Below are 19,030 nucleotides of genomic sequence, written 5' to 3' on the forward strand. Positions count from 1 at the left end.
GTATCTGTCTAACCTCTTATTTCGTTTGGTAGACCAATCGGGTCCTGATGCCGTCCACATCGACAAAGGCGACTTCTTGGGTGGCAAGGTGCAGGTCAAGTCCTGCGGTCTGGGCACGTTTAATGGTGGCTTGGAAGGCTTGAATGTCTGTATAGACTAGAGTGTAGTAGGCAAGTCCTGGCATGCCTTCTTGTCTAGTTTTCAGATTTTTTCCTCCCCATTCGTTGACTGCTAGGTGGTGATGGTAGTCGCCAGTAGCTAACCAGGCTGCAGATGGGACGGAGAATTTATCCTCGACAGCTAGGACCTCTTGGTAAAAACGGCTAGAAGCAGCGCTTTCTCGGACAGATAGATGGACATGACCCATGCGACTGCCAAGGGGCATCTGATAGGCTGCGTCTGCTTTTTTTCCTAAAGTATAGATCGTTTCAGCATCCATAGGCTCAGTGATGCCAACAATTCGTCCATCTGGTCGGACATCCCAAGAGTCTTGCGGGAGGTCGCGGTAAATCTCGATTCCGTTGCCTTCGGTGTCGGCTAGGTAAATGGCTTCGCTGTAACCGTGGTCGCTGGCACCTTGGAGGGGAATCTTATTGTCGATAAAGTGGCGGAAAATGGTGCCTAAGTCCTCACGGCTAGGTAGGACAATGGCCAAGTGGTAGAGTCCGTAGTTGTGGCTAACTTCGCCTTTCTGCTCTGTTTGAATAAGTCGAATAAGGATGTTTTTTCCAACGCCTAGGTCAATCTGGTTAGGAATTTGGGAGAGAACTTGGAGACCTAAGACTTGTTGGTAAAACAGGCTTTGGAGTTCCAGATTGCGGACGTTGAGGGCGACATGGCCCAGTTCAAATTGGGAATTGTACATGGGAATACCTAGCTTTCTGATACAATTTATAGGAATTTTCGAGTTACTTAGTTAATGTGTGACGAATAGACTTTAGAAAATTGATTTTTATCTCATAGCTTTCTCAACAAGTGCGCTATCTACGATTTGGATAAAGTGTGTAATTCTATTTTCAGCATTAAAATCGTAAATATGGACAAAATCTGCTTGAAAGGATTTCTCAGTAAGGTTGTAGGTCCCCTTGTAGTAGCCGTAAACCATGACACGGTTTCCTGAAAAGGCGTAATCAACAGGTGTGGCACTATAATTGGTCCATTCAGAACCTAGTCTTGCATGGACGTTTTCAATCACTGCATCTGGACCGATATAGTTACCAGCATAGGGAAAGCCTGCAGCTTCTGTCCAAGAGACATCAGCAGCCAAATGGCTTTTGAAATCTTCTATTCGACCTTGAGCAGTAGCTAGATAAGTCTCTTCTAAAATATTTTTATATAATTGATTTTTTGACATAGGTATTTTCTTTTCTATTGAGCAACTGCCTCTTGGAAATTTTTTTCCAAATCGTCTACTGTGCGAACTTTATTGATAAGATTAAAGAAGTTTCCGTCTTTTTCAAGTAACAAGGTTGGGAAAGAGGTTACCCCCATTTCATAAGCCTTGATAAAGTCAGGGTGTAGACTTTCTGGTTGATTCAAGATGCTTGATAGTTCTTCCATAGCCTTTGTGGGTAACTGATAGCTACCGATTAGGCTGGTGTAACTGTCTGCTTGACTGAGATCTAACCCTTCTTCAAAAAATAAGGCTTGAATGTCTAATGTTAGCTGAGCATGGTTAGGTGTCTCAACATAGTTTTTCAAGACTGAGTAGGCTCTAGCCGGACCGAGGGAGTCCATGGTAAAGTCCTTATCCTTAAACAATTGATTGTAGTTATCGCCAAAAGACATTTGGTAATAGCTTTCGATTTGTTTGTTGATGGTCTGTGCCTGCTGGAAATCAGCCATTTTCTTTTTGTTATCTCCGACAAACAAGCCTCCGTTAATGACCTCTATTTCTATGTCAGGATGGTCTTGCATGAATTTTGTGAAAATGTGGTTAAAGCCGTAGGTCCAACCACAATAAGCATCGATAATGTAATATAGTTTCATTTTAATTTTCTTTCATCTTATTTTCTTGGTTTTTGATTAGAATTTACCATTGCTATTGGAAGTTTTGGAATCTTCTTCGATTGGCACAACAAGATCCCAGAGTTCTGCAATTTTATCAACTTCAACTCGATAAAGGTCATAGAAGGATGTTTATTGATCTGTAGAATCTAAGCTTCTAACAAAGCTTGAGCTTGCGCTTGCAGACCGGCGATGGCTTCCTCTGACAATACCAACTGTCCAGTTCCCCATGCTTCTGGATTGACAGTTGTACCTGTAAACTCACCAACGACTTGCATACGAACAAACGGTAGGAGTGCATGGTAGCTAGCAAACATTTGGTCGTGTCCAGCATTGGCAACAGATGATACAGTAACGATTTTGTCTTGTAGGGCAGATGGGCCACGTGTTTCTGATAAGTCTAGGGAACGGCTGAGCCAGTCAATCAAGTTCTTCACAGTCCCAGGGATTGCAAAGTTGTAAACCGGTGAGAAAATCCAGATAGCATCTGCAGCCATAATCGCATTGCGTGCAGCTTGGACAGCTGGCAAGACTGGTGTTTCAAGATCTTGGTTCATAAGCGGGATTTCTTTATAGTTAAGATAAGATACAGTTGCTTGACCTTTTAAGATGCTTTCAGCTTGCTTTGCCATTTGGTGGTTGAATGAACCTTCACGTAATGAACCGACGATAAATAGAATGTTTTTCATGATGTTATACCTCTAACAATTTTTTCTTCCCTGCTCTCGCAGTTTATGGTATTATTGTAACAGGTACTAAAAATAAAACAAGTACGATTTTTTTGAATAGTCACTATCTTTTTGTGAAGTAATATATAGTATCAAGAGAAAATAAAGGAGAAATTATGGCGACTTTCACACACCATACAGTTCCGGAGTGTCCTTATGTGACCACTCAGTGTGTCTTATCTGGCAAATGGAGTATCTTATTACTACATCATATCGAAGAAGGTCCCATTCGGTTTAATGAATTGCATCGACGATTGACAGGGATTTCCCAAGCAACCTTGACCAAGCAGTTACGTCAGCTGGAAGATGATGGTTTAATCACTCGGAAGGTTTATGCACAGGTTCCGCCAAAAGTGGAATATGAACTGAGCGAGATTGGTCAGGAATTTAAGTTGGTTTTGGAGCAAATTGAAGTTTTTGGGGATAAGTACATCGACTTTGTCAAAGCAAAAAAATCTGAATGAGTTCATATCTCATTCAGATTTTTGTATGTTATAAGTCGCTATCCTTAACAGCATCTAACCAACTAGCAGCAGCCTTGGCTGTACTTTCAAGGGCACCTTCCTTGAATGGTGATTGGAGGTTTGCGGCTTCAACCACTTGCAAGAAGGACTTGGTGCCGCCCAAATCACAGATGCGGATGTAGTCTTCCCAAGCAGTTTCATCATGGTCCACCTGCGTGCGTTTCCAGAATTGGAGGGCACAGACTTGAGCCAAGGTGTAGTCGATGTAGTAGAATGGGCTGGCAAAGATATGCCCCTGACGGTACCAGAAGATACCACGGTTGAGGGCTTCTGATTCAGAATAATCACGGTCTGGCAAGTAGAGGTCTTGGAGTTTTTTCCAAGTCGCCTTTCGTTCAGCTGGAGTCATCTCTGGGTGTTCATAGACTTCGTGCTGGAAGTGATCCACCAAGACACCGTAAGGCAAGAAGAGAAGGGCACTTGCCAAGTGAGTAAATTTATATTTATCGACTTGTTCCTTGAAGAAACGGTCCATCCAAGGCCAGGTCATAAATTCCATAGACATGGAGTGGATTTCACAGGTTTCATAGGTTGGCCAAACAACTTCTGGACTTTGAATCCAACGCGAACGATAGACTTGGAAGGCGTGACCTGCTTCGTGGGTCAAGACATCAATATCACCGCTGGTTCCATTGAAGTTGGAGAAGATGAATGGGCTCTTGAAGTCAGGGATATAGGTACAGTAACCACCGCTGTTTTTGCCTGGTTTTGCAACCAAGTCCAAGAGTTCATGCTCAATCATGAAATCGAAGAACTCGCCTGTTTCTGCTGACAATTCACGGTACATGTCTTGGGCTTGGCTGACGATAAAGTCGGGGTCACCTTGTGGGACCGCATTGCCGTCTAAGAACTCAAGATTGAGGTCGTAGTGTTTCAGGCTTGGTACTTGCAAGCGTTTGGCTTGGCGTTGACGCAGATTTTGCACAATCGGTACGATATGCTTGAGAATTTCTTCACGGTACACCTTGACCATGTCACGATTGTAATCGAAACGGTTCATCTTGAGGTAGCCGTATTCTACATAGTCCTTGAAGCCGAGTTTGTGGGCGATTTCCGTGCGGACCTTTACTAATTCATCGTACACACGGTCAAAGTCGGCTTCCTTGCTTTCAAAGAAGGCAGTTGTAGCAGCAGAAGCAGCCTTGCGGACTTCACGGTCGGTTGATTGACCGAATGGCCCCATTTGTGCCAGGTTGTAGGTCTGACCTTGGAAATCAATCTCTGCACCAGCGATCAGTTTACTGTATTCATCAGATAATTCATTTTCTTTTTGCAGTAATGGAATGACGTCTGATGAGAAGGTCTTGAGCTTGTTCTCGGCCTGCATGAAGAAAGTTTCTGGCAAGATGTCAGACAACTCTTCCTTGTAAGGGGTCTGGACTATGACACGGTAGTAGTTGGTGGTCAATTCTTCAAAAAGTGGCGAATATTCATTCCAAAACTTGGTTTCTTCATTGTAAAACTCATCGTTCATGTCGATAGTATGACGAATCATCCAGAGGTTGTACTGGGTATCGACCAAGTTGAGTAATTTGGTAACGGCTGCCACAAGTGTACGAGTTGTTTCCAGGTCACTTGCCTGAGCCAACTGGTCTGTCAAGTCAGAAAATTGAGCCTTGATAGTTTCATAATCTGGACGGACATAGGTATAGTCTGAAAATTTCATATGTTTCTCCTTTTGTATTGCTACCTTCTATCTTACTCTTTTTGAAAACGTTTGGCAAATTTAGTCAACGATTGTTTGTTTAAATATGCTTTCTTTTTTCTCTTGGTCTATAGCATGAAAGTATGCGTAGAGAATATCTAACATGATCAATAGCGGGATCTGTGGTGAAATACGATTGCCATAATTTAAATTACGAACAGAGGCAACAGGGATAAGGGTGTCAATAGGAGTTGTATCAAATTCCCTGGTTGTCAAGAGGGCTGTCTGAATACCTCGCTCGGCTGCCAGAGTCAGGTGGTCGATGATATCCTCAGTATAGCCAGACAGGGAGAGCCCAATCACTAGGCAGTTGGGATCCAGGATATTGGTGGTCCAGATCAGGTTATTGCGGTCGGTAATGGCGTCACAGACAACTCCCAGGCGCATGAAACGGGACTTAATCTCCATGGCAACAAGACCTGAACTGCCGGTGCCGTAGAAATAAACCCGCTTGCTTTGGTCAATCAGGTGGGCGATTTCTTGCAGTTTTTCCTCGTCCACCAGCTGGCTGGTCGCAGTTAGAATTTCGTCGTAATCCACCAGGACCTTCTTGGTCAGGTTGTTTTGGACATGTTTAAATTGTTTGTCTAGCTGTTGTTGCTGGTTTTGAAAGGCAAAGACAAATTCCCGATAGCCTGAAAATCCGCATTTCTTAGCAAAGCGGGTCAGGGCAGAAGGAGAAATATGCAGTTCCTGGGTGACGATTTCCAAGCTCAAATCCATGGTCTTGGAGTCCAGGCTTGTAAAGTAGGCCGCAATTTCCCTTTCCAGCTTGGTCATCTGTTCCAGATTGCTGTCGATGATGGCAATGATATTCTGTTCAGCTTTCATAGTAGTTCCCTGTAATAATATAGTGTATTTCTATTATACCATAAAAAAGAATCTTTCTGCCATTTGTGATATAATGTTAAATAGTAAAGGGAATGTATGACCATGTATATTGAAATGATTGATGAAACAGGGCAGGTTTCTGCTCAGATGCAAGAGCAGATTACAGACTTGCTCCAATTTGCGGCGGAGAAAATCGGTAAGCAAAACAAGGAAATGGCTGTGACCTTTGTGGACAATGCGCGTGTCCATGAAGTGAATTTAGAGTACCGGGGAATTGACCGTCCGACGGATGTAGTCAGCCTAGAGTACAAGCCGGAGCAGGAGATTGTCTTTGATGAGGAAGATTTGCTGGATAATCCTGAATTGGCTGAGATGATGGAAGATTTTGATGCCTACATCGGTGAGCTCTTTATTTCCATTGACAAGGCGCGTGAGCAGGCAGAGGACTACGGCCATAGTTTTGACCGCGAAATGGGCTTTTTGGCTGTGCACGGCTTCCTCCATATCAACGGCTATGATCACTACACGCCTGAGGAAGAGGCGGAGATGTTTGGTTTGCAAGAAGAGATTTTGACGGCTTATGGACTTACGAGAGAATAATTCAAAGAAACGCTGGAAGAATCAGAACCTGGTAGCCAGTATGGATTTTGCGGTTTCCGGCTTGATAACGGCCTTTAAGGAAGAGCGCAATATGAAAAAGCATGCGGCAACGGCCTTTTTGGTGGTCTTGGCTGGCTTGATTTTTCAGGTATCGGCTACAGAATGGCTCTTTCTCCTGCTCAGCATTAGCCTGGTGATTGCCTTCGAAATCCTGAATTCGGCTATTGAAAGCGTGGTGGATTTGGCCTCGGACTATCATTTTCACATTTTGGCCAAGAATGCCAAGGATATGGCGGCAGGAGCGGTCCTTTTTGTCTCAGGCTTTGCCCTTTTGACAGGATTGATTATTTTTGTGCCGAAGATTTGGGCCTTGATTTTTTAAGATATAAGGAGAATACATGACATTTAAGTCAGGATTTGTGGCGATTTTAGGTCGTCCAAACGTTGGGAAATCAACCTTTCTCAACTATGTAATGGGGCAAAAGATTGCCATCATGAGCGACAAGGCTCAGACAACCCGTAACAAGATTATGGGGATTTACACAACGGACGAGGAACAAATTGTCTTTATCGACACGCCAGGTATTCACAAGCCAAAGACGGCCTTGGGAGACTTCATGGTTGAGTCTGCTTACAGCACCTTGCGTGAGGTGGATACGGTCATCTTCATGGTGCCTGCCGATGAAAAACGGGGCAAGGGTGATGATATGATTATGGAGCGTCTGCGTCAGGCCAAGGTACCGGTTATTTTGGTGGTCAACAAGATTGACAAGGTCCATCCGGACCAGCTATTGGAGCAGATTGATGATTTCCGCCAGCAGATGGATTTCAAGGAAATTGTGCCTATTTCTGCAACCCAAGGCAATAATGTCAATCGCTTGATGGAAATTCTCAAGGAAAATCTGGATGAAGGTTTCCAATATTTCCCAGCAGACCAGATTACCGATCATCCAGAGCGCTTCTTGGTGTCCGAGATGATTCGCGAGAAGGTCTTGCACCTAACTCGCGAGGAAATTCCGCATTCGGTGGCAGTGGTTATCGAGTCCATGAAACGGGATGAATTTACAGACAAGGTTCATATCCGCGCGACCATCATGGTCGAACGCGATAGCCAAAAAGGCATTATCATTGGCAAACAAGGAGCCATGCTCAAGAAAATCGGCTCCATGGCCCGACGCGATATTGAACTCATGCTGGGGGACAAGGTCTTCCTGGAAACCTGGGTCAAAGTCAAGAAAAACTGGCGTGACAAAAAACTCGATCTGGCAGACTTTGGTTATAATGAGAAAGAGTATTAAAAACGTCCGGGGGAGTGAAACAGTCTGGGAATAGACTGTTTCAGCTGGTCACCTAAAAATGCGAAAGTGACCATGTGAAAACCCGAGCCAAGAAATTGGAGAGCGAGGAACGTCCAGAGGACATGATCGACGTTTCTAAAATCATTCGATTTTAATGATTTTAGAAACTAGTAGGTCGCCTAGGCAATTCCGCAGAGAATTGCCATTAGTTGAGTAGCGTTTTAATGCATTCAACTTTGGCAAATTGAACCCGAGCTTTAAAATTGTAGAGCGAGGCAGTCAGGGAGTGACCTCAATAGCCCGCTAGCCTTGAAGTAAGAAGACGGCTGTGAGCCTATGGATAGTCTCTAATATTCCGATCCCAGAAATCCGAAAGTGCCGCAATAATGCCATGTTGCTACATCTTTTAGGTAAAAACATATAAAGAAACATTTAGACACCACGTTAGTGGTGTTTTACGTCGCAAAGGAGAGAAAGTATGTCAATAAAATCTGTTACGGAAGAAATAGTTTCTGTTTGGGGTTCATTTGCAAGTTCGGTATGGCAGACAGATAAACAAGTTTTGATGGAAGAATTTGCTGAGGGTAAGTTTCCATTTGAGTTTCTTTATTATTCTTCGTCAGGTATAGCGGTTGCATGGATAAGTTTGTCACTCCGCCATGATTATGTGGAAGGCTGTCAGTTTAGTCCAGTTGCCTATGTAGAAGGAATTTTTGTTCATCCTGATTATCGTGGACAAGGGATTGCTGCCGAATTACTCGATTTTGCAGATTCGTGGGCTAAATCTCATGGAGCACGGGAACTGGCATCTGATACGGATTTTAAAAATAGCCACAGTCAGGCTTTTCATACCAAGAATGGTTTCAGAGAAGTAAGTAGAAATATACATTATGTCAGAAAGGTTGAGGTGGAATAGTATGCCCGAACTTCCAGAGGTTGAGACGGTTCGTCGTGGGCTCAATCGTCTTGTCAAAGGTAAGAAAATTGAACGTGTCCGGGTGGACTATCCTCGTATGATTGTGACTGGTGCGGACAGCTTTCGTGAGCAGTTGGTTGGTCAAACCATCATGGAGGTGGACCGTCGGGGTAAATATTTGCTCCTCTATCTGACAGATTTTGTGCTGATTTCCCATCTGCGTATGGAGGGCAAGTACAATCTCTTCCATGATGTGGTGCCTATAAACAAGCATTTCCATGCCTTTTTTACCTTCACAGACGGCTCAACCTTGGTCTATCAAGATGTCCGCAAGTTTGGGACAATGGAACTGCTGGGCAAGGCAGATGTGGATGCCTATTTTATCAGTCGAAAAATTGGTCCTGAGCCGACGGAGGAAGATTTTGTCCTAGAAGAATTTGCACTCAAGTTAGCTAAGTCGAGAAAGCCCATTAAGGCACATCTTTTGGACCAGTCTTTGGTGGCTGGTTTGGGCAATATCTATGTCGATGAGGTTTTATTCAAGGCACAAGTTCATCCTGCTCAAACAAGTAATCTGCTGTCGGCAGAGCAGGTGGCAGACCTCCGTCAAGCCACCATTGAAGTCCTGCAACTGGGTATCGAAAAAGGTGGCTCAACCATTCGGACCTATAAGAATGCCTTGGGCATGGACGGGACCATGCAGGATTATTTACAAGTTTATGGAAAGACAGGACAGGCCTGTCCCCGTTGCCAGACAGAGATTATCAAAATCCAGTTGAGCGGGCGGGGTACACATTTCTGTCCCAAGTGTCAGGTGAAAAATGGCTAAGGTAATCGGATTAACAGGCGGTATCGCGTCGGGTAAGTCAACAGTGACAGCTTTTTTACGAGAGAAGGGCTATCAGGTCATCGATGCAGACGGGGTGGTTCATGACTTGCAGAAAAAGGGCGGACGGCTCTATCAGGTCTTGCTGGAGGAGTTTGGTCCGGCAATTCTAGCAGCTGATGGTCAATTGGACCGAGTAAAATTGGGCCAGCAGGTTTTTGCGGATAGCCAGTTGCGGGCCCGCTTATCCGAACTGCAGGACCAGATTATTCGGCAAGAACTGTTGGCACGACGGGATTTGCTAGCACAGACAGAAGAAGTGGTTTTCATGGATATTCCCCTGCTCTACGAGTTGGATTATAGCGGGGAGGTCGATGAGGTCTGGCTGGTCTATGTCGATGAGCGCCAGCAGTTGGCACGGCTCATGGCTCGCAACGGCTATAGCCTGCAGGAGGCGGAGAATCGCTTGGCAGCGCAGCTTTCTTTAGAAAAGAAAAAAGAACGGGCAGATAAGGTGATTGATAACAGTGGGTCGCGGGAGGCGACCTTGGCGCAGGTGGCGTCTTTGGTAGAGGAGATTGGAAATGGACGAGGGTAGTAGTTACTGGAAGCCGAATTTGAAGGTGGCCTGGATTGGGAATTTTTTGACGGGGGTTAGTTTTACCTTGGTCATGCCTTTTATCTCGGTCTTTGTGGAGGAGTTGGGAGTGACTGGCAGCCAGGTGGAGTATTTTGCTGGTCTGGCTGTGTCGACCAATGCCCTGGCAGCAGCTATTATGGCGCCGATTTGGGGGAGTTTGGCGGACCGTTATGGTCGCAAGCCCATGATGGTGCGGGCGGCTTTTGCTATGATTTTCACCATGGGTGGGATGGCTTTTGTGCCAAATGTTTTTTGGCTGATTGTCCTGCGTGTGTTGAATGGGATTTTTACCGGCTATATTCCCAATGCGACGGCTCTAGTGGCCAGTCAGGTGCCCAAGGACAAGACAGGCTATGCTCTGGGAACCTTGTCAACAGGGGCTGTGGCGGGTAACTTGATTGGCCCGACTCTGGGTGGTTTTTTGGCGGAAATAGTGGGGATTCACAATGTCTTTCTGCTGGTCGGTTTGCTCTATCTCTTGGTGGCGGTTTTGACAGTTTTATATATTCGTGAAGATTTCAAGCCGATGGAAAAGGGGCAGCAGATGATGATTGCAGAGCTCTTTCATCAAATCAAGGACAAGCAGATGATGGTGGGGCTGTTTATCACTTCCATGATTATCATTGCGGCGGCTCAGGCTGTCGTGCCGATTTTGACTCTTTATGTGCGGCATCTGGGTCAGACGGACAATCTGCTTTTTGTAGCTGGATTTATTATTTCCCTGCCGGGCATGGCCTCGCTGGTGACTTCAGGTCCTTTGGGGAAATTGGGGGACCGAATTGGCAATCACAGGTTGCTGCTCATGGCCTTGGCCTACAGTCTCTTGATCAATGTCCTCTGCGTCTTTGCCCAAAGTCCTTTCCAGCTAGGTGTACTGCGCTTTCTCTATGGTTTTGGTACGGGAGCTCTATTGCCGTCGGTTAATTCCCTCTTGACCAAGTTAACGCCCAAAGAAGGGATTTCGCGCATTTTCTCCTACAATCAGATTTTTAATAATCTAGGTTCGGTTGTGGGACCCATGATTGGGTCAACGACTGCTGCTCATCTAGGCTATGATTGGGTGTTTTATGTGTCTAGCGCTCTGGTTTTGTTTAATCTGATTTGGTCCTTGGTGAATTTTAGAAACTACTTGAAAGTAAGGGAAGTCTAGTGAGAGTAAAAATCAATTTGCAATGTTCTGAATGTGGCAGTAAGAATTATTTGACTAGCAAGAATGCCAAGACCCATCCGGATAAAATCCAGGTCTTGAAATACTGCCCCAAGGAGAGAAAAGTAACCCTCCACCTTGAAACGAAATAGATTCTGTGGTATAATAGCAGGAGTTATTTAAGAAAGTGAAAAAAGTATGTATCAAGTATTATTAACCATTCTGTTGATTTTATCTGTTATTCTTGTGGCGGTGATTTTTATTCAGCCAGCTAAAAACCAATCAAGTAATGTCTTTGATGCTTCTAGTGGTGCTCTTTTTGAGCGGACAAAGGCGCGTGGGTTTGAGGCAGTGATGCAGCGTTTTACAGCCATTCTAGTTGCCCTTTGGTTGCTCAATGCGCTGGTTCTGGTTATCATTTCAAGTAATTAATAGAATCAAATGTAGACTGGGGCAATGCTCTTGGTCTATTTTTTTAGGAGTGGGACAGAACTTAACTAATCAAAAGAAGTTCAACTGAACTCTCGTGTTTCTAGGTTCAGGCTAAAACGGTCTATTCCCAGATCATTTTACTCACATCCTGTACAGTTGATTAGGAAATTTTGGAGCATAAAATGCGAACAAAATTTCCAATCAACCACTGCGCTGAAATGATGACGCAAATTTAGAAAAGTAGAGCTAGGGATATTCCTAGCACTTTGGTAAAGATAAATGAAAAAAGATATTTTAAACTATATTACAGAAGCAGGTCCTGTGACCATGGACCAACTAGCGGACCACTTGCAGGCTAGTTCAGCCAAGGCGTTTACTGACTTGGTCAAGCTGGTTTCGAGCATGGAAGGTAGCCGTCAGCTTGTCTTTGACAATGCGGGTCGGATTGCTATGCCAGTTCCAAAAATTTCTAAAAACAAGGTAACCTTACAGGGTATTTTTCGTGCCCACAAGTCTGGTTTTGGCTTTGTGACTATTGATGAAGAGGAAGATGACCTCTTTGTCAGCCGTGACGATGTCAACTTCGCTATCGAGGGCGACCGAGTCGAAGTGGCTATCAAGAAAGTAGCGGACAGGCTCAAGGGGACAGCTGCGGAAGCGGAAGTCATTGATATTTTGGCACATAGCCTGAAAACAGCGGTGGGCTTGATTGTTTTTGACGAAGATAAGCCAGAGTATGCAGGCTACATCAAGTCTAAAAACCAGAAAATCGCTCAGAAGATTTACATCAAAAAGTCACCTTTGGTATTGACCGGAACGGAAATCCTAAAAGTTGATATCGAGGCTTATCCAAACAAGAAACGGGATCACTTTGTTGCGACCATTCGGGATGTGGTGGGCCACAAGGATGATGTGGGAATCGATGTCTTGGAAGTCTTGGAATCCATGGACATCGTGTCGGAATTCCCTGATGAAGTTTTGGCGGAGGCCAACCGAGTACCAGAAAGTCTGTCTGAGAAGGACTTTGAAGGACGCTTGGATCTGCGGGATGAAATCATCTTCACTATCGACGGTGCAGATGCCAAGGACTTGGACGATGCGGTCCATATCAAGCAACTCAAGAATGGCAATCTGGAGCTGGGTGTTCATATCGCTGATGTCAGCTACTATGTGACGGAAGGCTCTGCCTTGGACCAGGAAGCTGTCAAGCGTGGGACCTCTGTCTATGTGACCGACCGTGTGGTACCAATGCTGCCAGAACGCCTGTCAAACGGCATCTGCTCTCTTAATCCAAACGTGGAACGCCTGACCCAGTCGGCTATTATGGAAATTGACCGCAAGGGCAAGGTTGTCAAGCACTGGATTGGGCAAACGGTTATCAAAACCACCTTCCGCATGACCTATTCCGATGTCAATGACATGATTGCAGGTAACAAGGAAAAGCTGGACAAATACAAGGCAATCGTGCCAAGTGTTGAGCTCATGGTCAAACTCCATGAAACCCTTGAAGCTATGCGGTACAAACGCGGTGCCCTCAACTTTGATACAGCTGAAGCCAAAATCATCGTCAACAAGGACGGTCTGCCAGTCGATATTCAACTGCGCCAGCGAGGCATTGCCGAGCGGATGATTGAGTCCTTCATGTTGGCGGCCAATGAGTGCGTTGCCGAGCATTTTGCCAAGTTGGATCTTCCTTTCATCTATCGGATCCACGAGGAGCCCAAGTCGGACAAGCTGCAGAAGTTCATTGACTATGCGACCAGCTTTGGTCTGACGGTCTATGGAACAGCTAGCTCTATCAGCCAGGACGCCCTGCAGGACCTCATGGAGCGGGTCAAGGATGAACCCTATGCGGATGTCCTCAACATGATGTTGCTGCGTTCCATGCAGCAAGCACGCTACTCGGAGCACAACCACGGCCACTACGGTCTGGGTGCGGAGTTCTACACCCACTTCACCAGTCCCATCCGCCGTTATCCCGACCTGCTGGTTCACCGTATGGTGCGGGAATATGGTCACAATCCTGCGGAAAAAGCAGAGCATTTTGAGCAGGTTATTCCTGAGCTTGCCAAGTCTTCGTCCAGTTTAGAACGCCGTGCCATTGAGGCAGAGCGGGAAGTCGAAGCCATGAAGAAGGCAGAGTTCATGCAAGAATTTGTTGGGCAAGAGTTTGATGGTGTCGTGTCTAGCGTGGTCAAGTTTGGTCTCTTTGTCGAGTTACCAAACACGGTTGAAGGCCTGATCCACATCACCAATCTCAACGAGTACTACCAGTTCCACGAGCGGACTCTGACCTTGCAGGGTGAGAAATCTGGTCGGGTCTTCCGTGTCGGTCAGCCAATCCGTATCAAACTAACGCGGGCGGACAAGATGACAGGGGAAATCGATTTTGCCCACGTGCCGTCCGAGCTGGATATTGTCGAAAAGGCCTTGAAAGCCAAGCGGAGAACGGCTAGTCACTCCAACCGAGATCGTGATGATCGGTCAGGGCGAGGACGAGGTAAGCACCACAAACAAGAAGCTGCTGGTCGCGACAGTGGACGTCACAAGTCTGGGAAAGACCACAAATCAAAAAGCGGCAAAAAAGACAAGAAAAAGAAACCATTTTACAAAGAAGTGGCTAAAAAGAACAAGAAGAAAAGGAGATAGGCATGGCCAAGGGTGAGGGCAATGTGATTGCACAGAATAAAAAAGCCCGCCACGACTATACCATTGTTGATACAGTGGAGGCGGGGATGGTCCTGACGGGGACAGAGATTAAGTCCATTCGTGCGGGGCGGATCAACCTTAAAGATGGTTTTGCCCAAATAAAGAATGGTGAGGCTTGGTTGGTTAATGTTCATATCGCTCCCTACGATGAGGGCAATATCTGGAACCAGGAGCCAACGCGGACCCGCAAGCTCCTCTTGCGGAAGAAGCAAATCGAGTCCTTGGGTAATGAGGTCAAGGGAACAGGGATGACCCTGGTGCCGCTCAAGGTCTATATCAAGGACGGCTTTGCCAAGGTCTTGATTGGGCTTGCCAAAGGGAAGCACGATTACGACAAGCGAGAGTCTATCAAACGCCGTGAGCAAGACCGTGACATCAAACGGACCATGAAGGCTATCAATAGTCGGTAGACTGGGAGAAATCCTGGTCTTTTTGATATTTCTCAGAAAATACAGAACGCTTTGATATTTTAGGTTTGGTATGGTATCGTAGTAAAAAACGAATAGAACTTAAATTGAGGACTTCTATATAAAGGGAAAGGAAGTGGACTCTTGAAAGGATTCTTTCTAAGTATAAAAAATGATTATGTTGAAACAAGAAGTCATCCCAGATAAGACTTTTTAGAATGGTTTATTCAAAGAAAGCTAACATGGGGGCAACGCTGGGGACTTGTTCTCATTCTAAACTTCATCCTCCAGCCTTTTTTGTTCAATTTAGTCGTCTTGCTATGGATTTTTTGGATTGGGGTGATCCTGTTTATTTTTTATCTATTTGGACAACTATTTTTCTTGTTAAGGGCAATCTATAGGTAAATAGAGCGGGATAAAGCCCAGAGTTGATTCCGCCAGCGCAAAACAGAGTGAGCTAAGTCATGCCCAACTGCCGCCATCAATAGTCGCTAAGACTGGGAGAAATCTCAGTATTTTTTCATGGAGTAATCGGGTAGAAATGTAGAGTGAATTGTGATATATTAAGTTAGAGAGCCAAAAGGAGGAAGCGATGACTACTTTTAAACAGACATTAAAGCCGATTCGGATACAGAGATTGGTAACCTTCTTCTTTCAATTACTATCGATTCTCTTTTCCCTTAGCCAACCTGTCTTGATTGGCTACTTGATTGACCAAATTAGTCAAATCAATCAAGGGGGGAGAATGGATGCCATCTATCATACAATCTTTCTACTAGTACTAGTTTCTATCTTAGATTTACTAATTTATTATATAAAAGATTTCTGCTTTCAACAGACTCTGGCAAAAGGGATTATGCTTATGCGTTATCATGTCATGTCAGCTGCTTTGGGAGAGCCTCTATCTTCCTTCAGTCATCAGGAAAATGGTGATAAACTCAATAAAATTCTGAATGATAGTGAGACTTATGCAAAATACTTGGTCTATTTGATTCCAGAGATCATTATTTTTACGACGCGCCTGCTGATCATCTATAGTATTTTCTTTGTAACTAGTTTTGAACTGACAGTCATTATCTTTGGTATTTTTGTATCTTATACTTGTATCTATTTAGCTCTCAATAAGAGTATTAAGCCCAGAATTCAGACTGAAAGCGAATCTTATTCTAAGGTAATGGAGGATACAGTCGAATTATTGCAAGGTCGAGAAACTATTAAACTCGGTCTGAAAGATACATTTTTTAAGAGACGTTTTCAAGATTCTTTAAATCGCTATCTGGTTTCAAAAACACAAGTATTGCGAGTGTCGTCCTTAGATAGTGCATTTATGAATTTCTTTTATTCCATTATTCCCATCACGATTCTAGGAGTTGGTGTCTATCTAGTATTACAAGGGAAGTTGACTCTAGGTAGTTTATTTACCTTGCAGTCCTATACACATTGGATTTTAGATCCTGTTTTTAGCATCGCAACGCTGAATCGGTTAAAACAACAAGCTGATGTCGCTTTGCCACGATTGCAGGAATTTTTTAAGCATGAGGAGTCAGTAGAAAGGCCTGTATTGAAGCAGGAATTAAGCAGAATTCAGACCTTGGAACTTCAGAAAGTTTGCTTTGCTTATGAGTCCAATCAGAGTATGATTCAAGAGTTAGATTTGAGGTTAGAAGTCGGTAGTCGTTTGGCAGTTGTTGGACAGACAGGAAGTGGTAAGTCAACCTTGTCAAAATTGTTGCTAGGAATTCTTCATCCAACTAGTGGTCATATTTTAGTGAATGGACAAAATCTATTCGATTTTGAGACAGAAGATTTATTGGTTCGTATATCCTATTTACCTCAAGATGTCTTTTTATTTGCGGCTGGGGTACGCGAGAATATCCAGTTTGATCACGGATGGGAACTCTCAGAACAAGTCATTGCAGGCTTGCATCTGGAAGATTTGTTGGGGCGAGAAGTTGACAGCAAACACTCTCTATCAGGTGGAGAAAGACAGCGTATTGGAATCGCTAGAAGTTTAAATCGATCAGTTGATGTACTGATTTACGATGAACCGACCTCAGCCTTGGACCAAGCAACTGAAGACTCGGTCGTTGCCACGATTGCATCCTACCTAGATGAAAACCCTGCTATTTTTATTGCTATTACACATCGAAAGAAAATTTTAGAGATTTGTAATCAGCAATTAGAGTTGACTGGTGGGGGGAGTTGGCAGTTGAGTAGTATATAAAATAAGAACCTCCAGGAGTACTAGGATTTCTGGAGGTTTCTTTTTGTATTTTACTTAATTAAAATCAGAATTCACCTACCTCCAAAGGTTCCCCGAAACTTTGGAGATAGGCGAACGTCTTTGTTTCTCCAAGAGCAGATAGAACTCTAGCTGTTTTTATATTTATCCCATATTTACTTCGCAGTAAATAGTCTTTCTAAATGATATGGAATATTATACACCTTGGAGTCAACTCCAAGTCAAGTAAAAATATAGATTTGAAGGAAAGATTTCTTTGTGGTAGACTAGAAACATCTTTAAAGATTTGTAGACGAAAAGGAGAGATGATGACTGTTTTAGTTCCTTACAAACGCATGCCCATTTGGAATCAGAAGACAGTTCCCCAGCATTTTTTGACTAAGCATAATACCAAGGTGGGTACTTGGGCTAAAATCAAGGTTTTGAAGGGTCAGCTCAAATTTGAGCCGATTTCAGATGACAATGAGATTTTGTCTAGTTTTGTCTATGGTCCGACAGATGAGATTCCTTTTGTTGAGCCACAGGCTTGGCATCGGGTGACCTTGTTGACAGAGGATACGGAGTTTTTCTTGGAATTTTTCTGTCAGCCAGAGGATTATTTTGCTAAAAAGTACGACTACACGCGGACGCATTCGGAGGTCTTGGAGGCATTGAAGATCATCGAGCCATGTAAGGTCTTGGACCTGGGCTGTGGTCATGGTAGGAACAGTCTTTATTTGGCCCAGCAGGGTTTTGAGGTGACGGCAGTTGATAAGCATGTGCCGAGCATTCAGACGCTCTTGCAGGTTAAGGAAGCGGAGGATTTGGATTTACAGGCTGGGACTTATGATATTAACTCAGCTAGTTTGGAGCAGGACTATGATTGGATTATCTCAACAGTGGTCTTCATGTTTTTGGAGCGTGACCGTGTACCCGCCATTATCCAAAATATGCAGGAACGAACAAGACCAGGTGGTTACAACTTGATTGTAGCAGCCATGGATACGGAAGATGCACCCTGTCCTATGAATTTCTCCTTTACCTTTGGTTCAGGTGAATTGAAGGAATACTACCGTGACTGGGACTTGGTCAAGTACAACGAAGACTTTGGACAGCTCCACAAGCGTGATGAAAATGGTAACTTCCTCAAAATGCGGTTTGCGACCATGTTGGCAAGAAAAAAGTGCTGATATCATATTTTGATTAGAACCAAGTTTACCAGAGAAAAGGCAGCACCATTTTTCAAACTATGCTATAATAGAAGGGATAAAAAGGAGAATCTATGTTTTACGCTTATTTACGAACATTACTATCATTTTTACTCTGGGCTGTCAATGGCAATATTCACTACCATGACAAGGATAATATCCTGCCCAAGGAAGAGAATTATATTCTGATTGCTCCTCACAAGACCTTCTGGGACCCTGTTTTCATGGGCTATGCGGCGGCACCAAAGCAATTTATCTTTATGGCCAAAAAGGAACTCTTCAAGGACCGTGGCTTTGGTTGGTGGATTCGCAAGTGTGGTGCCTTTCCTATTGACCGTGAAAATCCTGGTATGGCAGCCATCAAGTATCCAGTTAACATGTTGAAAAAAAGCGACCGCTCCCTGGTCATGTTCCCGTCTGGTAGCCGACATTCATCTGAGCTCAAAGGTGGTGTGGCGGTCATTGCCAAGTCTGCCAAGGTCAAGCTTATGCCTGCTACCTATGTCGGTCCTCTGACCCTCAAGGGCTTGTTGGCTGGTGAGCGGATTGATGTGGCTTTTGGCAATCCAATTGATATTTTAGACATCAAGCGCATGGACGATGCAGGAACAGCTGAGGTAACAGGCCGTATTGAAAAGGAGTTCAAGCGTCTGGACGACTACGCTGGCTCCTTCCAAACCAAGAAAAAACCAAATGTCTTGACCTATATCTACCGTATTCCGATACTTTTGCTGGTGGCCTTGATTTTGGGACTGACCTATATATTTAGCTACCTGGCTAGTTTCGTCTGGAATCCATCGGTTGAATTGGACAAGAAATAAGGTGATAAAA

Annotated in this window: 21 protein-coding genes; 15 read left to right on the top strand and 6 right to left on the bottom strand. The window is 44.4% G+C overall.

What is annotated here, in order from left to right; translation table 11 throughout:
• Positions 1–16: 16 nt before the first annotated feature.
• The 4 genes from ACHBHN_RS05395 to ACHBHN_RS05410 all read right to left on the bottom strand — a co-directional run bounded on the left by ACHBHN_RS05395 (position 17) and on the right by ACHBHN_RS05410 (position 2,696).
• Complete coding sequence (locus ACHBHN_RS05395; RefSeq protein WP_394733760.1) at positions 17–865, bottom strand: VOC family protein; 849 nt, start codon at positions 863–865, stop codon at positions 17–19.
• Between the two features lie 87 nt (positions 866–952).
• Positions 953–1,354: a nuclear transport factor 2 family protein gene (locus ACHBHN_RS05400; protein ID WP_394733761.1), complete on the bottom strand. Its 402-nt coding sequence runs from the start codon at positions 1,352–1,354 to the stop codon at positions 953–955.
• Between the two features lie 14 nt (positions 1,355–1,368).
• Positions 1,369–1,989 carry a thioredoxin gene (locus ACHBHN_RS05405; protein ID WP_208562574.1) on the bottom strand — a complete coding sequence of 207 codons (621 nt, stop codon included), beginning with the start codon at positions 1,987–1,989 and terminating at the stop codon, positions 1,369–1,371.
• Between the two features lie 167 nt (positions 1,990–2,156).
• Complete coding sequence (locus ACHBHN_RS05410; protein ID WP_394733762.1) at positions 2,157–2,696, bottom strand: NADPH-dependent FMN reductase; 540 nt, start codon at positions 2,694–2,696, stop codon at positions 2,157–2,159.
• A 155-nt stretch (positions 2,697–2,851) separates the two neighbouring features.
• Here ACHBHN_RS05410 and ACHBHN_RS05415 point away from each other — a divergent pair, with 155 nt between their 5' ends.
• Positions 2,852–3,199 carry a helix-turn-helix domain-containing protein gene (locus ACHBHN_RS05415; protein WP_044758877.1) on the top strand — a complete coding sequence of 116 codons (348 nt, stop codon included), beginning with the start codon at positions 2,852–2,854 and terminating at the stop codon, positions 3,197–3,199.
• A gap of 28 nt (positions 3,200–3,227) precedes the next feature.
• On the opposite strand, the gene ACHBHN_RS05420 is transcribed toward ACHBHN_RS05415, so the two are convergent.
• Complete coding sequence (locus tag ACHBHN_RS05420) at positions 3,228–4,925, bottom strand: M3 family oligoendopeptidase (protein ID WP_394733763.1); 1,698 nt, start codon at positions 4,923–4,925, stop codon at positions 3,228–3,230.
• 60 nt (positions 4,926–4,985) lie between these two features.
• Positions 4,986–5,795: a MurR/RpiR family transcriptional regulator gene (locus ACHBHN_RS05425; RefSeq protein ID WP_105161151.1), complete on the bottom strand. Its 810-nt coding sequence runs from the start codon at positions 5,793–5,795 to the stop codon at positions 4,986–4,988.
• 102 nt (positions 5,796–5,897) lie between these two features.
• Here ACHBHN_RS05425 and ybeY point away from each other — a divergent pair, with 102 nt between their 5' ends.
• The 14 genes from ybeY to ACHBHN_RS05495 all read left to right on the top strand — a co-directional run bounded on the left by ybeY (position 5,898) and on the right by ACHBHN_RS05495 (position 19,020).
• Positions 5,898–6,395, top strand: a complete 498-nt coding sequence (gene ybeY, locus ACHBHN_RS05430) for an rRNA maturation RNase YbeY (RefSeq protein ID WP_105110662.1) — start codon at positions 5,898–5,900, stop codon at positions 6,393–6,395.
• Positions 6,376–6,777, top strand: a complete 402-nt coding sequence (locus tag ACHBHN_RS05435; protein ID WP_394733077.1) for a diacylglycerol kinase family protein — start codon at positions 6,376–6,378, stop codon at positions 6,775–6,777. Before ybeY ends, ACHBHN_RS05435 begins: the two co-directional genes overlap by 20 nt.
• A gap of 16 nt (positions 6,778–6,793) precedes the next feature.
• A complete protein-coding gene (era, locus tag ACHBHN_RS05440; protein WP_105110653.1) occupies positions 6,794–7,693 on the top strand; it encodes a GTPase Era in 900 nt (299 codons plus the stop codon).
• Positions 7,694–8,171: 478 nt separating this feature from the next.
• The gene (locus ACHBHN_RS05445) at positions 8,172–8,609 is read left to right on the top strand and encodes a GNAT family N-acetyltransferase (protein WP_105110654.1); all 438 of its coding nucleotides are present in this window, start codon (positions 8,172–8,174) and stop codon (positions 8,607–8,609) included.
• 1 nt (position 8,610) lies between these two features.
• Positions 8,611–9,438: a DNA-formamidopyrimidine glycosylase gene (gene mutM / locus ACHBHN_RS05450; protein ID WP_105110655.1), complete on the top strand. Its 828-nt coding sequence runs from the start codon at positions 8,611–8,613 to the stop codon at positions 9,436–9,438.
• A complete protein-coding gene (gene coaE, locus ACHBHN_RS05455; protein ID WP_172059318.1) occupies positions 9,431–10,033 on the top strand; it encodes a dephospho-CoA kinase in 603 nt (200 codons plus the stop codon). The genes mutM and coaE overlap by 8 nt, the downstream gene beginning before the upstream one ends.
• A complete protein-coding gene (locus ACHBHN_RS05460; protein WP_394733075.1) occupies positions 10,020–11,225 on the top strand; it encodes a multidrug efflux MFS transporter in 1,206 nt (401 codons plus the stop codon). Before coaE ends, ACHBHN_RS05460 begins: the two co-directional genes overlap by 14 nt.
• Entirely contained in the window at positions 11,225–11,374 is a 150-nt protein-coding gene (rpmG, locus tag ACHBHN_RS05465) for a 50S ribosomal protein L33 (RefSeq protein WP_105122613.1), read from the top strand. The genes ACHBHN_RS05460 and rpmG overlap by 1 nt, the downstream gene beginning before the upstream one ends.
• Positions 11,375–11,420: 46 nt before the next feature.
• A complete protein-coding gene (gene secG, locus ACHBHN_RS05470) occupies positions 11,421–11,654 on the top strand; it encodes a preprotein translocase subunit SecG (protein ID WP_105110659.1) in 234 nt (77 codons plus the stop codon).
• Positions 11,655–11,933: 279 nt separating this feature from the next.
• Positions 11,934–14,303, top strand: a complete 2,370-nt coding sequence (gene rnr / locus ACHBHN_RS05475; RefSeq protein WP_394733764.1) for a ribonuclease R — start codon at positions 11,934–11,936, stop codon at positions 14,301–14,303.
• A 2-nt stretch (positions 14,304–14,305) separates the two neighbouring features.
• Entirely contained in the window at positions 14,306–14,773 is a 468-nt protein-coding gene (smpB, locus tag ACHBHN_RS05480; protein ID WP_105161154.1) for an SsrA-binding protein SmpB, read from the top strand.
• A gap of 589 nt (positions 14,774–15,362) precedes the next feature.
• Complete coding sequence (locus tag ACHBHN_RS05485) at positions 15,363–16,994, top strand: ABC transporter ATP-binding protein (RefSeq protein ID WP_105161155.1); 1,632 nt, start codon at positions 15,363–15,365, stop codon at positions 16,992–16,994.
• A 326-nt stretch (positions 16,995–17,320) separates the two neighbouring features.
• On the top strand, positions 17,321–18,181 hold the full coding sequence (gene tehB, locus ACHBHN_RS05490; protein ID WP_105161156.1) for an SAM-dependent methyltransferase TehB: 861 nt from the start codon (positions 17,321–17,323) through the stop codon (positions 18,179–18,181).
• A 92-nt stretch (positions 18,182–18,273) separates the two neighbouring features.
• Positions 18,274–19,020 (top strand): lysophospholipid acyltransferase family protein, encoded by a 747-nt coding sequence (locus ACHBHN_RS05495; protein WP_394733765.1) that lies wholly within the window; start codon positions 18,274–18,276, stop codon positions 19,018–19,020.
• The last annotated feature ends 10 nt before the right edge of the window (positions 19,021–19,030 follow it).

This window comes from Streptococcus sp. A22, from assembly GCF_043674215.1.
Classification (GTDB): domain Bacteria; phylum Bacillota; class Bacilli; order Lactobacillales; family Streptococcaceae; genus Streptococcus; species Streptococcus suis_V.